The sequence below is a fragment of the Paraburkholderia lebeckiae genome (assembly GCF_050436225.1).
GTDB classification, from domain to species: Bacteria; Pseudomonadota; Gammaproteobacteria; order Burkholderiales; family Burkholderiaceae; genus Paraburkholderia; species Paraburkholderia tuberum.
Genome location: NZ_JBNDLU010000001.1, coordinates 1,388,847 through 1,412,852, shown reverse-complemented (window position 1 = coordinate 1,412,852; position 24,006 = coordinate 1,388,847). Strand labels below are relative to the sequence as shown.

The window sequence follows — 24,006 nt, the reverse complement described above, 5'->3', positions numbered from 1 at the left end:
CTCCTGCCGTTTTGTACATAAACGTGATTACTGGCGATTTGCAATCGCTCGCCAGAGGTCAATCCTTTTCCATTGCCGCGTCGTACTTGCCGAGCGCGGCCGCGCCGTTCAGACGCGCGCGCTTGAGCAACGCCTGCTGCGCTTCCTTCACGTTGGCCGGCTGTCCGCGCCACGCATTCAACGGCGGCTCCTGCAACGCGCGCCCGTACGAAAAGCTCAGATTCCACGGCAGCGCGCCGAGCCGGTTCATCGCACCGAGGTTGGCGGTGGCCTCCTCGGGCGACTGTCCGCCCGACAGGAACACGAGACCGGGAACCGAAGAGGGCACCGTACGCATCAGCACGCGCACGGTCGCCGCCGCGATATGCGCCGTGCTCGACTGCTGCTGATGCTCGGAGCCGGCCAGCACCATGCTCGGCTTCAGCACGATGTGTTCGAGCACCACGCGATGCCGATGCAGCGCGTGAAACACCTCGTGCAACACGGCTTCGGTGACTTCCGCGCAACGCTCGATCGTATGATCGCCGTCCATCAACACCTCGGGTTCGACGATCGGCACGATGCCGGCTTCCTGGCTGATCGCCGCGTAGCGCGCGAGCGAATCGGCGTTCGCCTCGATCGCGAGCCGGCTCGGCAGGCTCGCGGTGATGTTGTAGACCGCGCGCCACTTCGCGAAGCGCGCGCCTTGCCGCTTGTAATCGACGAAGCGTTTGGCGAGACCATCGAGGCCCTCGGTGATCTCGTCGCCGGGAGCGAGCGCGAGCGGCACCTTGCCGAGGTCGACCTTGATGCCGGGCACGATGCCGTTCGCCGCGGCCACCTGCGGGAACGGCGTGCCGTCGTCGGCTTTCTGGCCGAGCGTTTCTTCGTAGAGGATCACGCCGCTCACGAACTCGCCGAGACCGGGCGTCGTCAGCAGCAGGTTGCGATACGCGCGACGGTTTTCCTCGGTCGATTCGAGGCCGATCGTCTTGAAGCGTTTGGCGATGGTCGGGCCGCTTTCGTCGGCGGCGAGAAGACCCTTGCCCGGTTGAACCATCGCCTTGACGGTGGCTTGCAGCTCGCTACGGGTGTCCATGAGGTGTGCTCCCTTGGGTAGGCTCCGTTCGATGCGGTGTGCGGAGAAGTGCCGGTGACAGTTTCCTTTGCGTGACGAGTGGGTGCGAGATCGGACTTCATTCGCCGAGCAGATGCAACACGATATCGCGCGGCTGCGGGTGACGCCGATGTTCGAACAGATACAGCCCCTGCCATGTACCGAGCACCATCCTTCCATGCTCGACGGGCACGCACAACTGCACCTGGGTGAGCGCCGTGCGCAGATGCGCGGGCATGTCGTCGGGGCCTTCGGTGTCGTGCTCGTAGCGCGTGTCGTCCTCGGGCGCGAGGGTCTCGAAGTAGCGCTGCAGATCTCGCCGCACGGACGGATCGGCATTCTCCTGAATCAGCAGCGACGCCGACGTGTGCCGGCAAAACAGCGTCAGCAGACCGGTACGGATGTCCGTATCGTCGACGAAGCGGCGCGCGTCGTCGGTAAATTCGACGAGGCCGCAGCCGCGGGCATGGACGCTCAGATGATGGATGGCCTGCCGCATGACGGAGCTCCAATCTCAGAGCGACGCGAACGCGTCCTCGATATCCTCGACGCTGCGTGGCCGCACCACGCGCGCGACCTCGGCGCCGTCGCGCATCAGCACGAGCGTCGGCCACAGCTTGACCTTGAACGAGCGGCCGAGCGGGCGGCCCGGGCCGTCCTCGATCTTCAGATGCCGCAGGCCCGTGTGCGGCGCGAGCGCCTGCCGGATCGATGCCTGCGCGCCCTGGCAATAGCCGCACCAGTCGGTGCCGAATTCGACGACGGTGACGCCGGGCAGCGAGTCGAGCTCGGCGCGGGTCGGTCCTTTCGGGGAATAAGCTGTCGGCGAGGTCATGCGTGCTCCGCTGCTGATCGTGGTCTGCCAAGGGTAGCAGCTATGCCGCGGATCGTCAGCGCAGCGGCCGTATGCTGCCGATGCGCGCGGTGTCACCGCGGCATGTTAAAAAGCGGTGCGCGCGTGCTCGACCGATCGACGCGCCGCGTCATCGCACGGAACCTCGCAAAACATGAACGCACGAATCTATCTGCAACATCCGCAACACAAAGACGCTATCGCGGTCGCGACCGGCTTCAGCTGGGGCGCGTGCCTGCTCGGCTTCATCTGGGCGCTGTCGAAGAGAATGTGGTTCGCCGCGTTCGTGATGCTAGGCATCAACGTGATCCTGCTCGGGATCGGTCTGTGGGGCGAGACGGCCGATCTGATCGGCTTCGTGCTGTCGATCGTGTTCGCGTTCGGATGCGGCGCGTATGGCAACCGGTGGCACCGCTGGACGCTCGAACAGCGCGGCTACGTCGTGGTGTGATGCGTTCGCGCTGGAGCGGGGATTGCTGCGCGCAGGGGTGTGTTATCGAAGCTGAGTTCAATCCGTCATGGAGGCGTTTCATGCTCATTGCATCGGCAGTCGCTGGTCTTTCCGCTGATCGGCTTTCGACGCGCGGCGCGCGCGCGGTAGCGCTGGCTGCATCGTTGGTCATGTTGGCCATCGCGCCGCTCGCGCACTGCGCCGAAGCGGCGCCCCCCGCCACGATTGGGGCCACCCCAGCCACGGCAGCCTCCGCGCCCGCCGACGACACCTTCCTGCTGACGATCTTCCTGCGCCACGACGAATCGAAGCCGCTGCCGAAAATCAACGATCAACTGCGCGCGCAGGGCTTCTTCAAGACCTTCCCGCCGCCAGGCATCGAAGTCGTGTCGTGGTACGTGATGATGGGCATCGGGCAGGTCGTGACGCTGCGCGTGCCCGCGAGCCGGTTGCGTGAAGTGAACCGCGCGATCGAATCGACCGCGTGGGGCGGCTATCACACCGAGTTCTATCCGACCTACGACTACAAGGCGCAGGCGCAGCAAATGCGCGCAACTGAGGGCAAGTAGGGGCGAGCGTGCCAGCAGCTTGCAGCTAACGGCACGCATCGGCACGGCGCGGCGCGAGTAGCCGGATGAATCTGCAGGCTTCTCGCGGATTTGGGACAGCTCTTAGCGGGTTTACGCGAGCCGCGCTCCGGGTCGATAATGCCCCGATCGTTCCGGCCCCCTGCCTGCGACGCCTAACGTGCCTCCGAGCGCTTCGCTGCGTATCGAGGCCCGCTCCACCTGACCCACCGTCCCCGTGTTGAGAACTGCGCGTTTTTTCGACCTGCTTCGCATTCCTGGCTTCAAGCCGCTCGCCGCCGCCACCCTGATGCTCGGTGTGGCGATGTCCTTCACCGCACCGTATCTGTCTCTGTTCGGCATCGAACGCGCCGGCATGACGCCGTTCCGGCTCGGCGTATTCATGACGCTGATCGCCGCGAGCGGCGTGCTCGCGAGCACGGCGGCGGGGCGCTGGAGCGACAGGAGCGGGCGGCATCGACCGTTATTGCTGGCGGCGCTCATCGCTGCCGCGCTCGGCTACCTGTGTCTGTGCGTGGTGCGCGATTACCGGCTGCTGCTCGTGGTCGGCATCGTGTTCATCGGCGCGGGCGGTTCGGCGATTTCGATGGTGTTCTCGTTCAGCCGCGCGGCGCTGCCGGTGCCCGACCCTGCCGAGCGCGTGTTCGCGAGCGCGACGCTGCGTACGATCCTCTCGGCCGCATGGGTATTCGGGCCGGCGGTCGGCGCGCTGGTGCTCGCCGCGACGAGCTTCACCGGACTCTTCCTGTTCGCGGCCGCCAGCTTCGCGACCTGCGGCTTCATCGTCTGGCGCATGCAGGAGCCGCAGAGCCATCTCGGCGATCACACGGTCGAGGACACCGCGTCGGAGCCGTCCGCGTCGATCACGGTGCCGCCGCTGAGGCAGCCCGGCGAGGACGCGCACGAAACGCTGCCGGCCGCGTCGGCGAACGACATCCTGCGCTCGGTGACCGCGCTGACCCTGCTCGGCCTCGCCGCGAACGCGACGATGATCGTGCTGCCGCTGTACATCGTGCACGGGCTCAACGGCACGCATCTCGACGTGTCGGTGATGCTCGGTCTCGGCGCGCTGACCGAGATCCCGATGATGCTCGCGCTCGGCGCGAAGTCGTCGTCGCTGCACAAGCCGAACTGGCTTGCCGCGTGCGCGGCCGTGCATGCGATGTATTTCGTCGCGATGTCGCTGGCCGGCAACGTCAGCGTGCTGATCCCGATGCAGATGCTGAACGCGTTCGTGGTCGCCGTGACCTCGTGCCTCGGCATGACCTACGTGCAGGATCTGATGCCGCATTCGCCCGGGCGTGCGACCGCGCTGTTCTTCAATGCGGCGCGGGTCGGCTCGATCCTGTCGGGCGTGCTATCGGGGCTGCTCGTGCAGGCGTTCAGCTATCGCGGCACGTTCCTGTTCTGCGGACTGCTGGCGCTGGGCGCGCTCGTGCTGTTCGCGGTGCCCGGCTATCGCTATCCGCTGATGTGGCGCGCGGTCAAGCGCTTCGCGGCCGAGCAATACGCGAAGCTGGCCGCCCGCCGCGGCACCCGCGTGCCCGAGCGCAGCGAATGACACGCGGGCCCGCCGCGTTCGCTTTCGTGCGGATGCGGCGCGCTTCCAGCTACGTGGAACTTTGAGCCGCGCTGCGCCTCTGCAAAAAAGTGCGGCTTGCTTCGGTACATTCGGCGTAGCTCGCGACACAGCGCCTATGCTTAAGGGCAGCCACGCCGCCGCAACACGACGACCGGAAAATCGGGCAGCGCAACGCAGCATCTTTCGGAGCGAGCCATGCAGCTAGGCATGATTGGATTGGGACGAATGGGCGCCGACATGGTGCGACGCCTGACCAAGGGAGCGCAGCAGTGCATCGTCTACGACGTGCAGCCGGCGGCGGTCGACAGGCTGAAGCAGGAAGGCGTGGCCGGCGCGAGCTCGCTCGAAGACCTCGTCGCGAAGCTCGACAAGCCGCGCGCCGTGTGGCTGATGGTGCCCGCCGCCGTGGTCGACGCGACGCTCGGCAAGCTCGTGCCGCTGCTCGAGCCGGGCGACGTGGTGATCGACGGCGGCAACTCCTACTACCACGACGACATCCGCCGCGGCCAGCAACTCGGCGCGCGCCAGCTTCACTACGTGGACGTCGGCACGAGCGGCGGCGTCGCGGGTCGCGAGCGCGGCTACTGCCTGATGATCGGCGGCGAGGCTGAGGTCGTCAAACGGCTCGAACCGATCTTCTCGACGTTGGCGCCCGGCGTGGGCACGCAGAGCGCGACGCCGGGCCGCGCGGCGGGCGCGAGCACCGCTGAGCAGGGCTTTCTGCATTGCGGCCCGCAAGGCGCGGGGCATTTCGTCAAGATGGTTCATAACGGCATCGAGTATGGGCTGATGGCCGCCTACGCCGAGGGTCTGAACGTGCTGCGCCACGCCGACGCCGGCCGGCACGCGCGCGAGGCCGATGCGGAGACCTCGCCGCTGCGCCGTCCCGAGCTGTATCAGTACGATCTGAATCTCGCGGATATCGCCGAGGTCTGGCGGCGCGGCAGCGTGATCGGCTCGTGGCTGCTCGACCTGATCGCCGGCTCGCTCGCCAGCGACTCCGAACTGAAAGGCTATGCGGGCCGCGTATCGGATTCGGGCGAGGGGCGCTGGACCGTCGCGGCGGCCATCGACGAAGGTGTGCCGACGCCGGTGCTCAGCGCGGCGCTGTTCGCGCGCTTCAGTTCACGCGGAGAAGCCGATTTCGCGAATCGCGTGCTGTCGGCGATGCGGCACGATTTCGGCGGTCACGCGGAAAAACCCGTCGCGCCGGACGGCGGGCTGAAGTAGCCGAGGTCATCCACGCGTTAGCTATCACGCCGATCCGCCGAACCGTCCCGCCGAACTTGCCACAAGGAACCCCGATGCCAGTCACCTCCGCCACGCCGCACGACGTCGTGTTTCTGTTCGATTGCGACAACACGCTGCTCGACAACGATCACGTTCTGCAGGATCTGCGCGCGCACATGATGGGCCAGTTCGGCGAAGAGAACAGTGCGCGCTATTGGGAGATCTTCGAAAACCTGCGCACCGAACTCGGTTACGCCGACTACCTCGGCGCGCTGCAGCGCTACCGGACCGAGCATCCACGCGACACGCGCCTGCTGTTGATGTCGTCGTTCCTGATCGAGTATCCGTTTGCGAACCGGCTCTATCCGGGTGCGCTCGACGCGCTGCGGCATCTCGGCAAGCACGGGCCGACGGTGATCCTGTCGGATGGCGACGTCGTGTTCCAGCCGCGCAAGATTTCGCGCTCGGGCCTATGGGACGAAGTCGACGGGCGCGTGCTGATCTACATCCACAAGGAGTTGATGCTCGACCAGGTGATGGAATGCTATCCGGCGCGCCATTACGTGATGGTCGACGACAAGCTGCGAATTCTGAGCGCGATGAAGAAGGCATGGGGCGCGGAGCTGACCACCGTGTTTCCGCGCCAGGGACACTATGCGTTCGATGCGAAGGAGATCGCGAGCAATCCGCCCGCGGACGTGACGGTCGGGCGGATCGGCGAGTTGGCGGAGATCGACGTGGAAACGCTGTTGCGTAGCGCGAAGGGCAACTAGGCGGCGCCGCGCGCGGTGTGCGGGCGCCGTTTCATGGGTGAAATCGCGGGCTCACGCGCCCAGCGCTTTCAGGCGCGCCTGGGTATCGGCCGCGCCCATCCGTGCGGCGGCATCGGCCGCGCTGACGCCGTTCGCGTCGCGCGCATGCGGGTCCGCGCCGTGCGCGAGCAGCAGTTCGACGATCGCGGTGCGGTTGAACATCGCCGCGATCATCAGCGCGGTGCGGCCATCGGGCGATGCGCCTTCGACGTCGGCGCCATGCGCGAGCAAGGTTGCGATCACCTTGTCGAAGCCCTTGAACGCGGCGCCCGCGATCGGCGTCTGGCCCGCGTCGTTGCGCAGGTTCGCATCGGCGCCCCGGTCGAGCAGCGCGCGCACCGCGTCGACGTGGCCGTGGTAGCTCGCGAGCATCAGCAGGCTGTCGCCGCGCTCGTTGCGCAAATTCGGCGGCACGCCTTTCTCGATGACGGCCGCGAGCATCGTCGCATCGCCGCGCCGCGCGAGGTCGAAGACTTCGCGCGCGAGCGCCTGCAATTCGGGATCGGGTTGCGTTGCGGGCGGGTTGTCGGTGTGGTCGGTCAAGGCACTCTCCTTGCGATGAATGAGCGGCGCGTTGCCAATGCCGCGCCCGGTCTTTCAGCGAGCATACACATTCCGTGGCGCTCGCGTTCGCACGCTGGCAGCCGCGCCGCTTTGCTAGCCATGGCCGAACAACTTGACCAGCAGCCCGAATATGCCGATCGGTATGGCGACAGCCAGGCATGTCAACACGAGCGTAAGGACCAGGATCACGAGCACTTTGAGCGCACTGGGAGATGTCGACATGGGCGGCCATTGACCTGAGATAGAAAATCACGAAAAGAAAGCAGACCGCGCAAGGGAGTTGCAGTATGAATGCCACATTCAGCGCGACATACTGCGAGGGGTAGAAAGCATTCGCCCCCGTTTGAGCAGCCTGGTACATTCGACTCGCACCGCCCGGCTTCGTTTCGAGTGCGCCGCATTATCCGCCAACCAGCCTGACAGTTCTTTTCGAGGAGTGACGCCATGGCCGAAGCAACCTCGCATCCCACCCCAGCGCAAGTTCTGGACCCCGATACGCTGCGCAACCTCGATCGCTACTGGCGCGCATGCAATTACCTGTCGGTCGGCATGATCTATCTGCGCGACAACCCGTTGCTGCGCAAACCGCTGAAGCCCGAGCACATCAAGAACCGGCTGCTCGGCCACTGGGGCTCCGACGCCGGCCAGAGCTTCGTGCTCGTGCATCTGAACCGGCTGATCCGCAAACACGATCTCGACGTGATCTTTCTGTCCGGCCCCGGTCACGGCGCCCCCGCGAGCCTCGCGCACTGCTACCTGGAAGGCCACTACTCGGAAATTTATCCGGACCGCAGCGAGGACGAAGCCGGTATGCAGCGCTTTTTCAGGCAATTCTCGTTCCCGGGCGGCATCGGTTCGCATTGCACGCCCGAAACGCCGGGCTCGATTCACGAAGGGGGCGAACTCGGCTACAGCCTGTCGCACGGGTACGGCGCCGCGTTCGACAATCCCGAGCTGATCGTCACCGTGATGATCGGCGATGGCGAAGCGGAAACCGGCCCGCTCGCCACGTCGTGGCATTCGAACAAATTCCTGAACCCGATCCGCGACGGCGCGGTGCTGCCGGTGCTGCATCTGAACGGCTACAAGATCGCCAACCCGACGCTGCTCGCGCGCATTCCGCGTGAGGAACTCGAAGCATTGATGGTCGGCTACGGGCACAAGCCGTATTTCGTCGAAGGCGACGATCCCGACACAATGCATCAGCAGATGGCCGCGACGCTCGAACAATGCATCGGCGAAATTCGCGCGATCCAGCAGCATGCGCGGCAGAACAACGACGCCACGCGGCCGCGCTGGCCGATGATCGTGCTGCGCTCGCCGAAGGGCTGGACCGGGCCGAAGGAAGTCGACGGTCACAAGGTGGAAGGCTCGTGGCGCTCGCATCAGGTGCCGGTCGCCGATGCGGTGAGCAATCGCAAGAGTCTGCAGATCGTCGAGGAATGGCTGCGCAGCTACGGCCCCGAAACGCTGTTCGATGCGAACGGCCGGCTCGTCGAAGAACTGCGCGCGCTCGCGCCCGAGGGCGCGCGCCGCATCAGCGCGAATCCGCACGCGAACGGCGGGCTGTTGTGCAAGATGCTCGACATGCCGCCGTTCCGCGACTACGCGGTGGCCGTGAAGAAACCGGCGGCGGCGTATACGTCGCCGACCGCGGTGCTCGGCACGTTCCTGCGCGACGTGATGCGCAACAACATGTCGAACTTCCGGCTGTTCGGTCCCGACGAAACTTCGAGCAACAAGCTGCACGCGGTCTACGAGGCGTCGGGCAAGACCTGGCTCGCCGCGCTCGAACCGGGCGACGCCGACGGCGGCGAACTGTCGCCCGATGGCCGCGTGATGGAAATGCTCAGCGAGCACACGCTCGAAGGCTGGTTGGAAGGCTATGCGCTGACCGGCCGTCACGGACTCTTCGCGACCTACGAAGCGTTCGTGCACGTCATCGACTCGATGTTCAACCAGCACGCGAAGTGGCTCGAAAAAGCCAAGCGCGAGCTCGGCTGGCGGCAGCCGGTGCCGTCGCTCAATCTGCTGATCACGTCGATCGTGTGGCGCCAGGATCACAACGGTTTCACGCACCAGGACCCCGGTTTTCTCGACGTGGTCACGAACAAGAGCCCGGACGTCGTGCGCATCTATCTGCCGCCCGACGCGAACTGTCTGCTGAGCGTCGCCGATCACTGCCTGCGCTCGCGCGACTACGTGAACGTGATCGTGTCCGACAAGCAGCCGCACCTGGACTATCTCGACATGGACGCGGCCGTCACGCATTGCACCAAGGGCATCGGCATCTGGGACTGGGCGTCGACCGATCAGGGCGTCGAGCCGGACGTCGTGATCGCGTGCGCGGGCGACATCGCGACGATGGAAGCGCTCGCCGCCGTGCAGATCCTGAAGGAGCGCTGCCCGACGCTGAAGATCCGCTTCGTCAACGTGGTCGATCTGTTCCGCCTGATGCCCGAGCATGCGCATCCGCATGGACTGTCCGACCGTGATTTCGATTCGCTGTTTACGACCAGCAAGCCGGTGATCTTCAACTTCCACTCGTATGCGGCGCTCGTGCACAAGCTCACGTACAACCGTCAGAATCACGGCAACATGCACGTGCATGGCTATAACGAGAAGGGCAACATCAATACCCCGCTCGAACTCGCGATCATCAACGGCGTCGACCGCTTCACGCTGGCGATCGATGCGATCGATCGCGTGCCGTCGCTGCGCGGCGTCGGCGATCATACGAAGGAGTGGCTGCGCGGGCAGATCATCGAGCATCTCGCGTATGCGCACGAGGAAGGGATCGACAAGGAGGAAATCCGCAACTGGACGTGGAAAGGCTGAGCGAGGCGGCGCCATGCACGACCACGATCAGGAACGGACGATCCTCGTGCTGAACAGCGGGTCGTCATCGCTAAAGTTCGGGCTGTTCGCCCGCTCGGCCAACGACGAAACACTGTTGCTCGAAGGCGCGGCCGAAGGCATCGGCCGCGACGACGGCCGGCTGCGGATCAAAGCGGCCGATGGCCGCATGCTGTTGCAGCAGGAGCACTTGCTTCAATCGCAGACCGAGGCGTTGCAGGCGCTCTCGCAGGTGCTCGTGCAACGGCATCATGCGCGGCCCTCGGCGGTGGGGCATCGCGTCGTGCATGGCGGTCCGCATCTGCGCACGCACCGGCTCATCACCGACGACGTGCGCCGTCAGTTGCGCGACGCGCTGCACTTCGCGCCATTGCATATTCCGCCGGCACTCGCGCTCATCGATGAAGCCATGAGGGTGTTGCACACCGAGGAGGAAAGGCAGATCGCGCGGCATTGCCGGCAACTGCTGCAAGCGGGCGGGAGCGGCCCCCCTGACTGGGGTCAGCCCTTGCGGACGACGGTCCGGTCCACGACTGAGGTGACGCCGAACAGACGCGTCACGTCTTCGAGCATCGCGGCGCGCTGTGCTTCGCGCTGAAGCTCGCCCGACAACGTGATGCGCCCCCGCGCGACCTTCACGCGCACGGCGCGTGGCGGCACGGCCGAATCCCACGCGAGACGGCGCGCTGCTTCGGCGGCGATCTGCGCGTCGGTCAAGCGGGCAGATTCGCTCGATATCGAGCTTGTGGACCGCATGGCGTCTCCGCGAAACAGAATGTCGATCAACTCACACTAGCAGATGTGGCGGGTTTTGCCGGCGTACGCGCTTCGCCGCTGCCGCCGCTGGATCGCGGGTATGCTCACGATTCGTTCCGACCCAGGCAAGGCCCGAATCATGTCCGACTTTCCCATCGACAACCCGTTTCTCGAATCGCTCGGCGTGCGTCTGACGCAATGGCGCGACGGCTATGCCGAGCTGCTGATGCCGATCGACGCGAGCAAGCTCAATCGTCAGGGTGTGCTGCAAGGCGGCGCGATCGCGACGCTGCTCGATGCCGCGGCGGGCTACGCGGGCCTCTATGCGCCACCGGGACAGCCGGCGCGGCATGGCTTCACGCTGTCGCTGACCACGAACTATCTGGACAAAGGGCTCGGCTCGACGGTCACCGCGAAGGGCTTTCTCGAACGCGCGGGCCGCTCGATTTTCTTTTCGCGCTCGGAAGCGTGGGTGGACGGCAAGCTGCTGATCGCGAGCGCGCAGGGCACCTTCAAGTATTCGAAGACGGCCTGACGCGCGGCAACGCCGGCAGCGCAGATTCGCTCGCCGCGCCGGGCTCGCCACGTTTATCATAGTGCCCACCTGACAGAAAGCGCCGTCCAGCCGCGAACGGCGCGCGCATCTTCCACGAGACCTCGCAATCCCATGAATTCGACCCCCGACGCTCCTTCCCGACCCTCGCTGCGCGCGCTGACCGCGCTCGAAGGACGTGTTCTCGGCGTGCTCGTCGAAAAACAGCACACGGTACCCGACAGTTATCCGTTGTCGCTGAACGCGCTGACGCTCGGCTGCAATCAGAAGACCGGCCGCGCGCCGGTGATGAGCGCGACCGAGGCCGAGGTGCTGACCGCCGTCGACGGCCTGAAACGCCTGAGCCTCGTGTTCGAGGGCAGCAGCAGCCGCGTGCCGCGCTTCGAGCACAACATGAACCGCGTGCTCGGGCTGCCGGGACAGTCGATCGCGCTGCTGACCACGCTGCTGCTGCGGGGCCCGCAAACGGCCGCCGAATTGCGCCTGAACAGCGCGCGCCTGCATGGCTTCGCCGATATTTCGTCGGTCGAGGCGTTCCTCGACGAGCTGGCCGCGAGCGATCCGCCTCGCGTCGTCCGGCTGCCGCGCGTGGCGGGCGAGCGTGAGAATCGCTGGATGCATCTGTTGTGCGGCGAGGTCAGCATCACCGAAGCCGCGCAGTCCGCGCTCGCCGAGGACGACAGCGTGCCGCCGTCGGCATTCGAGGCGCTGAAGGCCGAGCAGAAGCGTCTCGCCGATGAAGTCAGCCGTCTGCGGGCCGTCGTGCGGCGCATGGCGACCGAGCTGGGTATCAGCGCGGACGATCTGTGATCTGAAACGAAAGCGAAGGCGAAAACGCGCCCGGCCGCCTGTTTCACGCATCACGCCGACGCGGCCTGTCCGCCAGCAACGTGCGCTGCGTGCGATAGAAGATCCGCGGCGGCACGTTCGGCGAGTCTTCGGCGAGACGGTCGAGTTCGGTACGGATCCCGGTGAGGTAGTGCGCTTCGCGCGCATCGGCGTCACCGGCAAACACCGCTTCGAGCCGCCGACGCACCGCGCCATAGCGCGCACCGGCCGCGCGATGCTTCTCGGCACGCTCCGCATAGCGCAGGAACGTCTGCAACGCGGCCGACATCGCCGCCGCCACGCTGACGAGCCCAACGACTATCCGCATCTCGATCGACACCGGCGGCGCGCTCAACGACGCGAACACCGCTGTGCCGACGAACGCGGTCAGCGCGGTCACGAGCCAGCCCATGCGGCGCTCGCGCGCCGACAGCAGATCCGCCATGTCGTAATGGCTCATCTGCGATTCGCGCGCGCGGCGAATCCATTTCAACAGCAGTTCGGTTTCGTCGACGGGCGGTTCATAGGCGGGCAGGGTCGTCATCGTTCAGTGTTCGGCACGCGCATCAATCGTAGGAAAACGAGCTGCCGAACTTCTCGATCCGCTCCAGCGCCATGCCCGAGCCGCGTACGACGCAGGTCAGCGGCGCCTCTGCAACGAACACCGGCAGGCCGGTTTCCTCGGCGAGCAGACGGTCCAGATCGCGCAGCAGCGCGCCGCCACCCGCGAGCGTGATGCCGCGCTCGGCGATGTCCGCGCCGAGTTCCGGTGGCGTCTGTTCCAGTGCGATCTTCACCGACGACACGATCTGATTCAGCGGATCGGTCAGCGCTTCGAGGATTTCGTTGCTCGACACCGTGAAGCTGCGCGGAATGCCCTCGGACATGTTGCGGCCTTTGACTTCCATCTCCATGACCTCGGAGCCCGGAAACGCGGAGCCGATTTCCTTCTTGATCGCCTCGGCGGTCTGCTCGCCGATCAGCATGCCGTAGTTGCGGCGGATGTAGTTGACGATGGCGTCGTCGAACTTGTCGCCGCCGACGCGCACCGAGCCTTTGTACACGATGCCGCCGAGCGAGATCACGCCGACCTCGGTGGTGCCGCCGCCGATATCGACGACCATCGAACCGGTTGCATCCGATACCGGCAGGCCGGCGCCCGTCGCCGCTGCCATCGGTTCCTCGATCAGATAGACCTGCGAGGCGCCCGCGCTATGCGCGGCCTCCTTGATCGCGCGGCGCTCGACCTGGGTCGAACCGCACGGCACGCAGATGATAATGCGCGGCGATGGCGCAAACAGCCGCGACTCGTGCGCCATCTGGATGAAGCGCTTGATCATTTGCTGGGTGATGTTGAAATCGGCGATCACGCCGTCTTTCATCGGGCGGATCGCCTCGATGTTGCCCGGTACCTTGCCGAGCATCTGCTTCGCTTCGCGGCCCACGGCGAGGATGATCTTCTTGCCGTTCGGCCCGCCTTCCTGGCGGATCGACACGACCGACGGTTCGTCGAGAACGATGCCCTTGCCGCGCATGTAGATCAGCGTGTTCGACGTGCCGAGGTCGATTGCCAGGTCGTTGGAAAAGTAGCCGCGCAGAAAACCGAACATGCGTATTCCTGTCTTTGCGAAGGCGGGCGCGTGAGCGCCGCCGGGAGCTTGTCGGGGTCTGCCGCTTGCACGCGGCGGGCGGCCAGAGCGGCCGCGCGACAGCAAGAATAGCAGTTTATCGACGGGCGCGGCCGCACTATCGTCCGCTATCTGCCGCTCGCCGGCCCCAGCCGCGCCGCGATAATGCGGCATGCCGCAAGCAGCGGCTCGATGTAAGTGGCTTGCACATCGTCGCGACGGCGGAAGGTCGGCATGCTGATGCTCACGCAGCCGGCCGCGCGGCCGTCCGGGCCGCGGATCGCGGCGCCGTAGCAGCAGATCGATACTTCGTTCTCCTCGCGGTCTTCCGCGTAGCCGCGCTGCGCGGTCGCGTCGAGCTCGCGGCGCACGGCGTCGAGGTCGGTCAGCGTGTGCTCGGTGAAACGCTCGAGCGGCGCGTTCTTCAGCAGCGCCTCGCGCTCGGCCACGCTGAGTGTCGCCAGATACGCCTTGCCGACCGAACTCGACGTGAGCGACACGCGCGTGCCGATGCGCGATGCCATGCGCACCGCGTGCGGGCTTTCGAGCTTTTCGATGTAGACCATCTCGCCCTGGCTGGGCACCGCGAGGTGGATCGTCTCCGATGTGAAGTCGCGCAACGCCATCAACGCATCGACGGCCGCGAGCCGCAGATCCGAGCGCTCCCAGCTATGGCTCGCAAGGTTGATCAGGCGCGGTCCGAGCCCGAAGGTGTTGCCGCTGCCGCTCGCGACGATCAGCCCTTCAGCCTGCAAAGCCGCGACGATGCGATGGACGGTCGGGCGCGGATAGCCGCTCGCCGCGCTCAGCTTCGCGACGTTGGGCGGCGTTGGCGCATCGGCGATCAGTTGCAGCACCGCAATGAACTTCGAGAACGCGGCGGCGCCGGCGACGGCCCTGGAGTCGGCTTTGTTGTCGGCGTGCCCGACAGCATCATGGCCGGCGCCGCCGGCGTGGGAACGGGGTTTGGAAGCGGAACTCGACATCACACAGAGGCAGGGCAGGGCAGGGGTACGCAATTATGCCTTTATCGATGGCGTCGAACGACGGCGGCGCCGCTTCATGCGACGAGATATCCGCCGTCGACCGGCACGATTGCGCCCGTCATGAACGACGCCGCCGGCGAACACAGGAACACCGCGACCTGCGCGACTTCCTCCGGCGTGCCCCAGCGACGCAGCGGCGTACGTTCCAGAATCGCCAGCGAGCGGCCATCGTCGTCCTGCAACGCCTGGGTGAGCGGCGTTGCGATCCAGCCCGGCGCAACCGCATTGACGCGAATGCCGTCGGCGGCATAGGCGATCGCGAGCGACTTCGTTAGCTGCGCCACCGCGCCCTTGCTCGCGCTATAAGCGGGCACGAGACCGCCGCCGAAAAAACTCAGCATCGACGCCGTATTGACGATGCAGCCTGCCGACGCCTTCAACGAGTCGCGCGCGGCGGCGCACACGCGCATCGTGCCGTTCAGATTGATATCCATCACGCGTTCGAACACGTCGAGCCGATGTTCTTCGACGCGGCTGATCACGCCGGCGCAGTTGACCACGATGTCGAGACGCTCGAACGCGTTCACCGCGGCCGTTACGGCGTTGCCCGAGCGGACATCCAGCGTGACGCGCGCAATCTCGCGATTGAGCGTATCGGGCGTGCCTTCGGGCAGCGGCAAACCAGCCGCCACCGTGTGCGCGCCAAGCTGCGCGAGCGTGTTGGCGATCGCCGCGCCGATACCGGACAAGCCGCCGGTCACGAGCGCGGTCTTGCCTTCGAGGAGCTGGTTCTGGAATGTCATGGGAAAAGCCGCCTCAGGTGGGTTGGGTCTCGATCGAGCTCGCGAGCGGCGCGGGCGCCACTTCCTGGACGACGAACAGATAGACGAGCGCCGCCGCGAACGCGACGGCCGCGCTGATCAGCAGCGCGTTGACGAACGAATGCGTCTGATCGACGACGATGCCGGTGATCACCGGCGCGAACGAGCCGCCCAGATAGCCACCGAAGTTCTGCATGCTGCCGAGCGACGCCACCAGATGTCGCGGCGCGGCGACGCTGACGAGCGCCCATGCGCTGCCGCTCGACAGGTTCACGAACAGCATCGCGAGCGACACGTAGACGATCGCGAGCGTCGTGCTCGGTGTGTAGGCGGCCGGCACCGTGAACGCGGCCGCGCCGACGAGACCGACGCACAGCGGCCACTTGCGGCTGCGGATCGGCGCCATGCCGCGCTTCAACAGATAGTCGGCGATCACGCCGCTGCTCGCCATGCCGATCGTGCCGAACACATACGGAATCGCGACGAGCCAGCCGGTGTGCGCGATGCTCAGATGACGCTCACGCTCCAGATAGCCGGGCAGCCACGTCAGATAGAGCCACACCATGTAGATCACGCCCATGAAGCCGAAGATCATGCCCCACGTGTTGCGCAGCTTGAACAGCGCGCCCCATTCGGACCAGCTGAGGCCCTGCGGATTCTCCTGGCCGGTCGCGCCTTCGTTCAGATGCGCGGTTTCTTCTTCGGTCAGCGCGATTTCGCTGCGATTGCGATAGACGAGGTACCACGCGAGCGCGACGGCAATGCCGGCCACGCCCATGATGACGAACATCGTTCGCCATCCGAAGGAAAGCATTAGCACCGTGAGCAGCGGCGGCGCGATCATCGGCGCAATGGTGGATGACGAGATGAAGGTGCCGATCGGCGTACCGCGCTCGCGTACCGCGAACCATTCGCTGACGACTTTCGCGCCGGCCGGAAACAGCGGCGCCTCGGCGATGCCGAGCACGACGCGCGCCGTGAGGAAGTGATTGAGCGTCTGGATGAAGCCGCCCGCGACCTGGGCGATCGACCACACGAGCATGCCGAGGCCGAGCATCACGCGCGATCCGAAACGGTCCAGCAGCGCGCCGACCGGCAACTGCGCGAACGCATACGACAACGAGAACGCGGACAGCAGCAGCCCCATCTGCGAAGCCGACAGATGCAATTCCTCGCTGACCAGATGATTCGCGATCGACAGCGTGCTGCGGTCGAGATAATTGACGACGCCCGCCACCGTCAGAAAGACGACGGCGACCACCTGGATACGTTTCAGACGCTGCGACTTCTGAAGCATGTTTGTCTCCTGCGCAATGGGTCCTGCTGTGTGGGAATGGTGTTGCCGTGCCTGTCGGTATTGCGGTGTCCTGCCTGTTGGTTCTGTCGGGGCTTGCGCGGTTTTTTACCGGACGAACTGGTCGACGTAGTCTTCGCCGAGGCCCACCGCCGCGTAGTGCCTGCGGCACATGTCGATCTTCGTGAATACGTCTTCGTAACCGGTGTAGTTCCCGTACGGATCGCAATAGAACATCACGCCGTTGACCTGGAAGTACGTGATCATTTCCTCGACGTCCTCGGGCACATATAACGTATGCGTTTCGCCCGGCGGCTCGTACACGTAGCTGCCTTCGGTCGCGACCCAGTCATGCTCGAGATAACGCCAGCGGCCCTTGAGCACCATGCCGTGCACGGCCTGCGGATGACGATGCCGGCTCAACACCCCCGAGCGGCGTACGCGCAGCAGATTCATCCAGTATCCCTGCGACGCATTCAGGCACAGTGGGCGGAACGACACGTTTTCTGCCTGCGGGACCCACATGCGTTCGTCGGTCGGAATCGCGCAGGGCACGACGATTTCCTTTTGCGCTTCCTTCGGGAACGGTAGCTGGTACGGCGTCAGGTCGGATTGATTGGCCTCTGGCATGGAGATTCCTCGCGAAAGTGTCAAAAAAAAGCACTGTCCACATTGTGGATAAAAAGTCCACAATATGGTTATTATCGGAACCGCTGTGGGCGGGGTCAATCCTGGGGAAATTACTGGTAGGCACGATAAAGCGACGCCGCACCCGTTCTCGAATCGCGCGAAAGATGCACGTGTTGCTATCTCATAAAAGCCGCACGACACGCAAAAAGCGCCTAAAACAAGGCCTGCGCGCGCATTCTGATCGAACACCATCTTTAAGTCTGCTTTAAGTGGAGGCCACTACATTACGCATCCTCCATGTAACCCTCCGCAACACTCCCTGACTATGACCACCAAAAACTATTGGCGCGGTAGCGCTGCGATCGGCGTCGTCCTCGCAATCGGCGGCGCGTATGCGCTCAGCCATCGCAATGCCGATGCGTCGGTGAACGACGCGCAGGGCCCGACGTCGTCGCTGCACGCGGCGGCGGATATCGTCGGCTCGCGCTCGTCGGCACCGGACTTCTCCGGCATCGTGACCCGCTATGGCCCAGCGGTCGTGCATATCGGCGTGAAAGAAGCCGCGTCGGTCGACGAGAACGGTCAACGCAAGAGCGGCGGTGAAGCGCTCGGCTCGGGCTTCATCATCAGCCAGGACGGGTACATCCTGACCAACAATCACGTCGTCGACGGCGCGACCAGCGTGACCGTGAAGCTCACCGACGGCCGCGAATTCCACGCGCGCGTGATCGGCAAGGACAAGGCCACCGACGTCGCCGTCGTCAAGATCGACGCGACCAATCTGCCCACCGTGAAGATCGGCAATCCGGACAGCAGCAAGGTCGGCGAATGGGTCGTGGCGATCGGCTCGCCGTATGGCTTCGACAGCACGGTGACGTCGGGCATCATCAGCGCGAAATCGCGCTCGTTCTCCGACGATAGCCCGATTCCGTTCATCCAGACCGACGTGCCGGTCAACCCGGGCAATTCGGGCGGTCCGCTGTTCAACCTGAACGGCGAAGTGATCGGCATCAACTCGATGATCTACTCGCGCACCGGCGGCTTCCAGGGACTGTCGTTCGCCATTCCGATCGACGCGGCGATGCACGTGAAGGACCAACTCGTGAGTACCGGTCACGTAAGCCGCGGCCGCATCGGCGTGGGCGTGCAGCCGCTCAGCGCCGACAAGGCCAAGGCGCTCGGCCTCGACTCGACGGGCGGCGCCCTGGTCGGCTCGGTCGACCCGGATGGTCCCGCGCACGCAGCCGGCCTGCGCCAGGGCGACGTGATCGTCGGCGTGAACGGCAAGCATATCGGTAACCCCACCGAATTGATCGGTCAGGTCGCGCAACTGTCGCCGGGCAGCAAAGCGACGATCAGCGTGTGGCGCAACGGCAGCGAAAGCAAGCTGGCGGTGACGGTGGGCGCGCAGCAAGCGTCGGACATGGCGTCGGCCGCGCCACCCGAAGAGCAGCAGGAACAACCGCCGCAGCAAAACCGTCCGCGTCTCGGCGTCGCCGTGCGTGCGCTGACCCAGGACGAACAGCAGCAAGCGCAGCTGCCGGGCGGGGTGGTGGTGCAGCAGGCCACCGGTCCGGCCGCCGAAGCCGGCATTCAGGCGGGCGACATCATCGTTGCCGTCGACGGCAAGGTGATTCACGGTGTCGAGCAGCTGCGCCGCATGATCGCTCAGGCGGACGACAGCGTGTCTGTCACCGTGGTGCGCGATGGTGAACAAGCATCGGTCGACGTAACGCTTGGCTGATGAGTAGAACCCGCCGGTGCAATGCCGGCGGCCGGCACGACGCGCTGCTGTGGCGCGCGTGCCTCAGTTGGACGGCTGGCCCCCCTCAGCGTGAGACGTGCTTTGCGTGACGTTCCGCGGCTCGTCGGGCCCGCCCCCCAATGCGACGTAAAGCGACACCCCGTTCTGCAAAGCCGTCGCCCGAAGCTGGATCAGCTGCTGCTCGGCGGCAAACTGATTGCGTCGCGCATCCACCACCTCGAGATAGATCGAGATCCCGTTTTCGTAGCGCAGCTCCGCCGTTTCGGCGAGTTGCCGCTGCGCCTGCACCGCCTGTTCCTGCGCCGCGATCTGTTCCTTGTAGCGTTGTCGCGCGACCAATGCGTCGGACACTTCACGAAACGCGTTCTGCACCGTGCGCTGATAATCGGCGACCAGTTCGTCGCGTCGCGCGCGCGCCTGCGATAGTTGCGCCTGGCGCTGTCCCGCATCGAAGATCGGCATGCCAACCAGCGCGCCGAACGACCACGCCTGCTTGGCCGGCACGAACAGATCGCCGAGTTCGGGCGACACATAACCGAAGCTACCCGTCAGCGCGATGCGCGGAAAAAAGTCCGCGCGAGCGGCGCCGATGTCGGCATTGGCTGCGCGCAACTGCTGCTCGGCCTGCTGGATGTCCGGCCGGTCGATCAGCAGTGCGGAGGGCAGGCCCGCATCGAGCTCGCGGAACTGCGCGGCGTCGGCGATAGGCGGCGCCTGCGGTAGCGACTCGCTGAGCGGCCCGCCGATCAGCACCTCGAGCAGATGGCGCTGCTGCGCGGTGGTCCGTTGCAGTTCCGCCAGCTGCGTCTGCGCCTGCGTGACGAGAATGGCGGCCTGGTCGTAATCGACCATCGACGTGACGCCCGCGTCGAGCCGCATCTTCGCGACTTCCAGCGCGTAGCGCCGACTGTAGAGCGTCTGTTGTGCAAGCTCGATGCCTTCCTCGCCCGAGCGGATCGCGTAGTAGTTCGACGCGACATTGCCGATCAGCGACAAACGGAACGCGTGCTGCGCGTCGACAGTGGCCAGATATCGACGCCGCGCGGCTTCGCTGGTGTTGCGCACGCGCCCCCAGAAGTCGAGTTCGAACGACGTCACCGCCGCCTGAACGTTGTACTGGTTGAACTGGACCGAGATGTCCGTGTTGTCGAACTCGGGATCGATCGAACCGAGTGGCGCCCTGGTGCGGGTCGCACCCGCGTTCGCATTGACCTGCGGCAAACGCGCGGCGTTCTGGATGCGATAAAACGCGCGCGCCTGCTCGATGCGCGCGATCGACGCGGCGAGATTGCGGTTGTGCTCGAGCGCCGCCTCGATCAGCAGCTTCAGTCGCGGATCGGCGAAGAAGGTCTGCCAGTCGACTTCGCTTGCCAGATGCGCGGTGGCCGGATTGGCGGTCTCCGTCGTGTCGAAATGATCGGCGATCGGCAATTGGGGCTGCTGATAGTTCGGCGCAAAGTTGCAGGCGGCGAGCGAGCAGCAGAAGAGGGGCATCAACAGGCGCACATGAAGGCATTTACGCATCGCGATGCCCTCCACCCGAATCGCGCGGCATCGCCGTCGGCAGATCGTCATCGTCGAGATCGATGCTGCGTTTCTTGCGGCTCAGCCAGCGTCGCGCGGCGACATAGAACAGCGGCGTAAAGAAGACGCCGAACATCGTCGCGGTCAGCATGCTGCCCATCACGCCGGTGCCGACCGCGCGGCGGCTCGCCGCGCCCGCGCCGGTCGCGAGCACGAGCGGCAGCATGCCCAACACGAACGTGACGCTCGTCATCAGAATCGGGCGCAGACGCTGCTGTGCGCCGCTTTTGGCGGCGGCTAGCGCGTCCCTTCCTTCGGATTCCTCCTTGATCGCAAATTCGACGATCAGAATCGCGTTCTTCGCGGCAAGGCCGATGATCGTCACGAGGCCGATGTTGAAATACACATCCGCGGACAGTCCACGCAGCATCGTCAACAGTACCGCGCCAATCACGCCGAACGGGATGATCAGCAACACCGCGACCGGAATCGCCCAGCTCTCGTACAGCGCCGCGAGCAACAGGAACACGACCACGAGCGACAGCCCGAGCAGCATGCCGATCTGGCCGCTCGCCTGTTTTTCCTCGAGCGCGGTGCCGGTCCATTCGTAACTCAGGTTGCCGGTCAACACGTGCGACGCGATGCGCTCCATCTCGGCGATCGCCGCGCCGCTCGAACGGCCGGGCGCGGCCTGACCCGACAGTGTCGCGGACGGAAAGCCGTTATAGCGTTCGAGCTGCTGCGGTCCGGAAATCCAGCGCACGCGCGTGAACGCGGAGAACGGCACCATCTCGCCGCGGTTATTGCGCAAGCGCAGCGAAGTCACGTCCTGGGCACGCATGCGTTGCTCGGCGTCCGCCTGCAACAGCACGCGCAGCACGTTGCCCTCGAACACGAAGTCGTTCACATAGTTCGCGCCGAACGTCAGCGCAAGCGCCTGGTTGACCTGACCGATTTGCAGGCCTAATGCGCGCGCCTTCACGCGGTCGATCTCGACATACAGTTGCGGCGCTTCCGGCATGCCCTCGGCGCGCACGCCAGCGAGAAGAGGGCTTTGCGACGCCTCGATCATCATCCGCCGCGCGGCCTGTTGCAGCGCTTCGCCGCCGATGCCGCTGCGATCCTGGATCTTGATCGTGAAGCCGGTCGCGTTGCCGAGCGACGGAATCGCCGGCGGGTCGAGCGCAAAAATGATCGCCTCGGGAATCTGCCGAAACGCCGCGTTCGCGCGACGCACCAGCGCGCTCGCCGAATTGGCCTCGCCCGAGCGCTCGTCCCACGGCTCCAGATCGACAAACGACAGAGCCGCCGATTGCCCCTGGCCAAAGAAGCTGAAGCCCGTCACGGACGCGACGTTGCGCACTTGCGGCTGGGTTCGCAGAAACGCCTCGACCTGGTCGATCGCGCGCTGCGTGCGCTGGTCGGTCGAACCCGGCGGGCCGGTATACGTAATGAAGATATGCCCCTGGTCCTCGGTCGGCAGAAAGCCGGTCGGCAGCCGCGTGAAGAAAAACACGGTGATCGCGCAGGCCGCGACGAACACCAGCAGCCAGCGCAGCGGCGAGCGCAACATCGCATCGACGCCGCCGATATAGCGCGTGGTGCCCGCATCGAGCCCGCGATTGAAGCCGTCGAACACGCGATGCAGCATTCGTGACGCCGGGTTCTTCGGCCGCTCCCTGGCGGTCGCCTCGCTACGCAACAGCGCCGCGCACAACGCCGCGCCGAGTGTCAGCGCCAACAGCGTCGACAGCAGGATCGACACCGCGAGCGTGACCGAAAACTGCCGGTAGATGCCGCCCGTCGAGCCCGGAAAAAACGCCATCGGAATGAACACCGCGACGAGCACCAGCGTACTCGCGATCGCCGCGCCCGATATCTGCCCGATCGCCTTCACCGTTGCGCGCGGCGCGCCGAGCCCTTCCTCGCGCATGATGCGCGCGACGTTTTCGACGACGACGATCGCGTCGTCGTTGAGGATACCGATCGCGACCACCATGCCGAACAGCGACAGAATGTTGATCGACAGCCCGAACAGATAGAGCCCCGCGCACGTGCCGATCAAAGCGATCGGCACCACGATCGTCGGGATCACGGTCGCGCGCCAGTTCTGCAGGAACAGGAACACTACGACCGTCACGAGCAACAGCGCCTCGACCATCGTGCGGATCACGCCCTGCACCGAGGTCGTGATGAACGGCGTGGTGTCGAACGGCACGGTCCATGCGACGCCGCGCGGGAAGATCGGCTGCAATTCGGTCATGCGCTGGCGCACCGCGTTGGCGACTGCGAGCGCGTTCGCGCCGCTCGCGAGCTGGATCGCGATCCCGGCCGACGCCTTGCCGTTGACGGTCAGGCGGTTGCCGTAGCTGTCGTTGCCGAGCTCGACGCGCGCGACGTCGCCCACCCGCACGGTCGAGCCATCCGGATTCGCGTGCACGATGATTTCGCGGAACTGCTCGGGTGTCGTGAAGCGGCTTTGCGTGACGATCTGCGCGGTGAACTCGGAGCCCGGCGCGATCGGCTGATCGCCGAGGCCGCCGCCCGCGGTCTGGCTGTTCTGCTCCTGGATCGCCTGCAACACCTCGCTGGCCGACAGCCCAAAGCCCGCGAGCTTGCGCGGATCGAGCCAGATCCGCATCGCGTACGACGAGCCGAAAAGTTGCACGTCGCCGACACCGTCGATACGGCGCAGCTCGTTGACGATGTTGTTCGACGCGAAGTTGCCCATCGCGACGGCACTGGTGGTGCCGTCGGTCGCCTGCAGCGCAAGTAGCATCAGAAAGCCCGACGACGCCTTCGTGACGCGCACGCCGACCTGACGGACTTCGAGCGGCAAGCGCGGCTCGACGCGGCTCAGACGGTCCTGCACCTGGGTGCGTGCGATGTCGAGATCGGTGCCGGGCTTCAGCACCACGGTGATCTGCATCGTGCCGTTCGAGCGGCTTACCGACGACATGTACAGAAAATTCTCGATGCCGTTCATCTCGTCTTCGACGATCGACGTGACGGTACGCTCGAGCGTGCTCGCGTCGGCGCCGCTGAAGGCCGCGGTGATGCTGAGCGACGGCGGGGCAACGTCGGGGTACTGCTCGACCGGCAACAGCGTGAGCGCGATCGTGCCGAACAGCACGATGAAAAGGGCGATGACCCACGCGAAGACCGGCCGGGCGACGAAGAATCGATTCAT

At 65.5% G+C, this 24,006-nt stretch carries 22 protein-coding genes and 1 pseudogene; 10 read left to right on the top strand and 13 right to left on the bottom strand.

Annotated features, from left to right (window positions below; genetic code table 11):
- Window positions 1–58: 58 nt before the first annotated feature.
- The 3 genes from OKW45_RS06665 to OKW45_RS06655 form a co-directional block, all read right to left on the bottom strand.
- Window positions 59–1,078 (bottom strand): class I fructose-bisphosphate aldolase, encoded by a 1,020-nt coding sequence (locus OKW45_RS06665; protein WP_429466712.1) that lies wholly within the window; start codon window positions 1,076–1,078, stop codon window positions 59–61.
- Between the two features lie 97 nt (window positions 1,079–1,175).
- A complete protein-coding gene (locus tag OKW45_RS06660; protein WP_429466710.1) occupies window positions 1,176–1,595 on the bottom strand; it encodes a secondary thiamine-phosphate synthase enzyme YjbQ in 420 nt (139 codons plus the stop codon).
- 15 nt (window positions 1,596–1,610) lie between these two features.
- Entirely contained in the window at window positions 1,611–1,931 is a 321-nt protein-coding gene (locus OKW45_RS06655; RefSeq protein ID WP_018425132.1) for a thioredoxin family protein, read from the bottom strand.
- Window positions 1,932–2,103: 172 nt separating this feature from the next.
- Between OKW45_RS06655 and OKW45_RS06650 the strand changes: the two genes are divergently transcribed.
- The 5 genes from OKW45_RS06650 to OKW45_RS06630 all read left to right on the top strand — a co-directional run bounded on the left by OKW45_RS06650 (window position 2,104) and on the right by OKW45_RS06630 (window position 6,572).
- Window positions 2,104–2,400 (top strand): DUF2628 domain-containing protein, encoded by a 297-nt coding sequence (locus OKW45_RS06650; protein ID WP_018425131.1) that lies wholly within the window; start codon window positions 2,104–2,106, stop codon window positions 2,398–2,400.
- Window positions 2,401–2,480: 80 nt separating this feature from the next.
- Window positions 2,481–2,969, top strand: coding sequence for a hypothetical protein (locus OKW45_RS06645; protein WP_429466708.1), 489 nt, complete (start codon window positions 2,481–2,483; stop codon window positions 2,967–2,969).
- A gap of 235 nt (window positions 2,970–3,204) precedes the next feature.
- Window positions 3,205–4,548: a sugar efflux transporter gene (locus OKW45_RS06640; protein ID WP_429466706.1), complete on the top strand. Its 1,344-nt coding sequence runs from the start codon at window positions 3,205–3,207 to the stop codon at window positions 4,546–4,548.
- Between the two features lie 216 nt (window positions 4,549–4,764).
- Window positions 4,765–5,799, top strand: coding sequence for a phosphogluconate dehydrogenase (NAD(+)-dependent, decarboxylating) (gnd, locus tag OKW45_RS06635; protein WP_429466704.1), 1,035 nt, complete (start codon window positions 4,765–4,767; stop codon window positions 5,797–5,799).
- A gap of 74 nt (window positions 5,800–5,873) precedes the next feature.
- Complete coding sequence (locus OKW45_RS06630; RefSeq protein ID WP_429466702.1) at window positions 5,874–6,572, top strand: HAD family hydrolase; 699 nt, start codon at window positions 5,874–5,876, stop codon at window positions 6,570–6,572.
- Window positions 6,573–6,623: 51 nt separating this feature from the next.
- Here the strand turns inward: OKW45_RS06630 and OKW45_RS06625 are convergent, their stop codons facing one another.
- Window positions 6,624–7,154, bottom strand: coding sequence for an ankyrin repeat domain-containing protein (locus tag OKW45_RS06625; RefSeq protein WP_429466700.1), 531 nt, complete (start codon window positions 7,152–7,154; stop codon window positions 6,624–6,626).
- A 465-nt stretch (window positions 7,155–7,619) separates the two neighbouring features.
- Here OKW45_RS06625 and OKW45_RS06620 point away from each other — a divergent pair, with 465 nt between their 5' ends.
- Both OKW45_RS06620 and OKW45_RS06615 read left to right on the top strand, forming a co-directional pair.
- Window positions 7,620–10,013: a phosphoketolase family protein gene (locus OKW45_RS06620; RefSeq protein WP_429466698.1), complete on the top strand. Its 2,394-nt coding sequence runs from the start codon at window positions 7,620–7,622 to the stop codon at window positions 10,011–10,013.
- Between the two features lie 13 nt (window positions 10,014–10,026).
- Window positions 10,027–10,449 (top strand): annotated as a pseudogene (locus OKW45_RS06615) (acetate kinase); the annotation flags it as partial.
- An 83-nt stretch (window positions 10,450–10,532) separates the two neighbouring features.
- Here OKW45_RS06615 and OKW45_RS06610 read toward each other — a convergent pair.
- Entirely contained in the window at window positions 10,533–10,787 is a 255-nt protein-coding gene (locus tag OKW45_RS06610) for a BON domain-containing protein (RefSeq protein WP_429466696.1), read from the bottom strand.
- A gap of 139 nt (window positions 10,788–10,926) precedes the next feature.
- Between OKW45_RS06610 and OKW45_RS06605 the strand changes: the two genes are divergently transcribed.
- Window positions 10,927–11,322, top strand: a complete 396-nt coding sequence (locus OKW45_RS06605) for a PaaI family thioesterase (protein ID WP_429466694.1) — start codon at window positions 10,927–10,929, stop codon at window positions 11,320–11,322.
- Window positions 11,323–11,454: 132 nt separating this feature from the next.
- Window positions 11,455–12,150 (top strand): YceH family protein, encoded by a 696-nt coding sequence (locus OKW45_RS06600; RefSeq protein WP_429466692.1) that lies wholly within the window; start codon window positions 11,455–11,457, stop codon window positions 12,148–12,150.
- A gap of 43 nt (window positions 12,151–12,193) precedes the next feature.
- Here OKW45_RS06600 and OKW45_RS06595 read toward each other — a convergent pair whose 3' ends face one another.
- The 6 genes from OKW45_RS06595 to OKW45_RS06570 all read right to left on the bottom strand — a co-directional run bounded on the left by OKW45_RS06595 (window position 12,194) and on the right by OKW45_RS06570 (window position 17,527).
- On the bottom strand, window positions 12,194–12,712 hold the full coding sequence (locus tag OKW45_RS06595) for an SLATT domain-containing protein (RefSeq protein WP_018425120.1): 519 nt from the start codon (window positions 12,710–12,712) through the stop codon (window positions 12,194–12,196).
- Between the two features lie 22 nt (window positions 12,713–12,734).
- Window positions 12,735–13,778: a rod shape-determining protein gene (locus OKW45_RS06590; protein ID WP_013091688.1), complete on the bottom strand. Its 1,044-nt coding sequence runs from the start codon at window positions 13,776–13,778 to the stop codon at window positions 12,735–12,737.
- Between the two features lie 146 nt (window positions 13,779–13,924).
- Window positions 13,925–14,782: an IclR family transcriptional regulator gene (locus tag OKW45_RS06585; protein WP_429466690.1), complete on the bottom strand. Its 858-nt coding sequence runs from the start codon at window positions 14,780–14,782 to the stop codon at window positions 13,925–13,927.
- Between the two features lie 74 nt (window positions 14,783–14,856).
- Complete coding sequence (locus OKW45_RS06580; protein ID WP_018425118.1) at window positions 14,857–15,585, bottom strand: SDR family NAD(P)-dependent oxidoreductase; 729 nt, start codon at window positions 15,583–15,585, stop codon at window positions 14,857–14,859.
- A 13-nt stretch (window positions 15,586–15,598) separates the two neighbouring features.
- On the bottom strand, window positions 15,599–16,900 hold the full coding sequence (locus OKW45_RS06575; protein WP_018425117.1) for an MFS transporter: 1,302 nt from the start codon (window positions 16,898–16,900) through the stop codon (window positions 15,599–15,601).
- 105 nt (window positions 16,901–17,005) lie between these two features.
- Window positions 17,006–17,527 (bottom strand): 2,4'-dihydroxyacetophenone dioxygenase family protein, encoded by a 522-nt coding sequence (locus OKW45_RS06570; RefSeq protein ID WP_429466688.1) that lies wholly within the window; start codon window positions 17,525–17,527, stop codon window positions 17,006–17,008.
- A gap of 325 nt (window positions 17,528–17,852) precedes the next feature.
- On the opposite strand from OKW45_RS06570, the gene OKW45_RS06565 reads away from it, so the two are divergent.
- Window positions 17,853–19,271, top strand: coding sequence for a trypsin-like peptidase domain-containing protein (locus OKW45_RS06565; RefSeq protein ID WP_429466686.1), 1,419 nt, complete (start codon window positions 17,853–17,855; stop codon window positions 19,269–19,271).
- Window positions 19,272–19,334: 63 nt separating this feature from the next.
- Here the strand turns inward: OKW45_RS06565 and OKW45_RS06560 are convergent, their stop codons facing one another.
- Window positions 19,335–20,816: an efflux transporter outer membrane subunit gene (locus OKW45_RS06560; protein ID WP_429466684.1), complete on the bottom strand. Its 1,482-nt coding sequence runs from the start codon at window positions 20,814–20,816 to the stop codon at window positions 19,335–19,337.
- On the bottom strand, window positions 20,809–24,006 hold the full coding sequence (locus OKW45_RS06555; protein WP_429466682.1) for a multidrug efflux RND transporter permease subunit: 3,198 nt from the start codon (window positions 24,004–24,006) through the stop codon (window positions 20,809–20,811). The genes OKW45_RS06560 and OKW45_RS06555 overlap by 8 nt, the downstream gene beginning before the upstream one ends.

What these genes read in the sequence shown, in the direction of transcription:
- OKW45_RS06555 (WP_429466682.1), bottom strand. Translation starts at nt 24,006, where the DNA reads ATGAATCGATTCTTCGTCGCCCGGCCGGTCTTCGCGTGGGTCATCGCC.
- OKW45_RS06665 (WP_429466712.1), bottom strand. Translation starts at nt 1,078, where the DNA reads ATGGACACCCGTAGCGAGCTGCAAGCCACCGTCAAGGCGATGGTTCAA.
- OKW45_RS06650 (WP_018425131.1), top strand. Translation starts at nt 2,104, where the DNA reads ATGAACGCACGAATCTATCTGCAACATCCGCAACACAAAGACGCTATC.
- OKW45_RS06655 (WP_018425132.1), bottom strand. Translation starts at nt 1,931, where the DNA reads ATGACCTCGCCGACAGCTTATTCCCCGAAAGGACCGACCCGCGCCGAG.
- gnd (WP_429466704.1), top strand. Translation starts at nt 4,765, where the DNA reads ATGCAGCTAGGCATGATTGGATTGGGACGAATGGGCGCCGACATGGTG.
- OKW45_RS06585 (WP_429466690.1), bottom strand. Translation starts at nt 14,782, where the DNA reads ATGTCGAGTTCCGCTTCCAAACCCCGTTCCCACGCCGGCGGCGCCGGC.
- OKW45_RS06570 (WP_429466688.1), bottom strand. Translation starts at nt 17,527, where the DNA reads ATGCCAGAGGCCAATCAATCCGACCTGACGCCGTACCAGCTACCGTTC.
- OKW45_RS06580 (WP_018425118.1), bottom strand. Translation starts at nt 15,585, where the DNA reads ATGACATTCCAGAACCAGCTCCTCGAAGGCAAGACCGCGCTCGTGACC.
- OKW45_RS06620 (WP_429466698.1), top strand. Translation starts at nt 7,620, where the DNA reads ATGGCCGAAGCAACCTCGCATCCCACCCCAGCGCAAGTTCTGGACCCC.
- OKW45_RS06565 (WP_429466686.1), top strand. Translation starts at nt 17,853, where the DNA reads ATGACCACCAAAAACTATTGGCGCGGTAGCGCTGCGATCGGCGTCGTC.
- OKW45_RS06645 (WP_429466708.1), top strand. Translation starts at nt 2,481, where the DNA reads ATGCTCATTGCATCGGCAGTCGCTGGTCTTTCCGCTGATCGGCTTTCG.
- OKW45_RS06595 (WP_018425120.1), bottom strand. Translation starts at nt 12,712, where the DNA reads ATGACGACCCTGCCCGCCTATGAACCGCCCGTCGACGAAACCGAACTG.
- OKW45_RS06605 (WP_429466694.1), top strand. Translation starts at nt 10,927, where the DNA reads ATGTCCGACTTTCCCATCGACAACCCGTTTCTCGAATCGCTCGGCGTG.
- OKW45_RS06590 (WP_013091688.1), bottom strand. Translation starts at nt 13,778, where the DNA reads ATGTTCGGTTTTCTGCGCGGCTACTTTTCCAACGACCTGGCAATCGAC.
- OKW45_RS06575 (WP_018425117.1), bottom strand. Translation starts at nt 16,900, where the DNA reads ATGCTTCAGAAGTCGCAGCGTCTGAAACGTATCCAGGTGGTCGCCGTC.
- OKW45_RS06610 (WP_429466696.1), bottom strand. Translation starts at nt 10,787, where the DNA reads ATGCGGTCCACAAGCTCGATATCGAGCGAATCTGCCCGCTTGACCGAC.
- OKW45_RS06600 (WP_429466692.1), top strand. Translation starts at nt 11,455, where the DNA reads ATGAATTCGACCCCCGACGCTCCTTCCCGACCCTCGCTGCGCGCGCTG.
- OKW45_RS06560 (WP_429466684.1), bottom strand. Translation starts at nt 20,816, where the DNA reads ATGCGTAAATGCCTTCATGTGCGCCTGTTGATGCCCCTCTTCTGCTGC.
- OKW45_RS06630 (WP_429466702.1), top strand. Translation starts at nt 5,874, where the DNA reads ATGCCAGTCACCTCCGCCACGCCGCACGACGTCGTGTTTCTGTTCGAT.
- OKW45_RS06660 (WP_429466710.1), bottom strand. Translation starts at nt 1,595, where the DNA reads ATGCGGCAGGCCATCCATCATCTGAGCGTCCATGCCCGCGGCTGCGGC.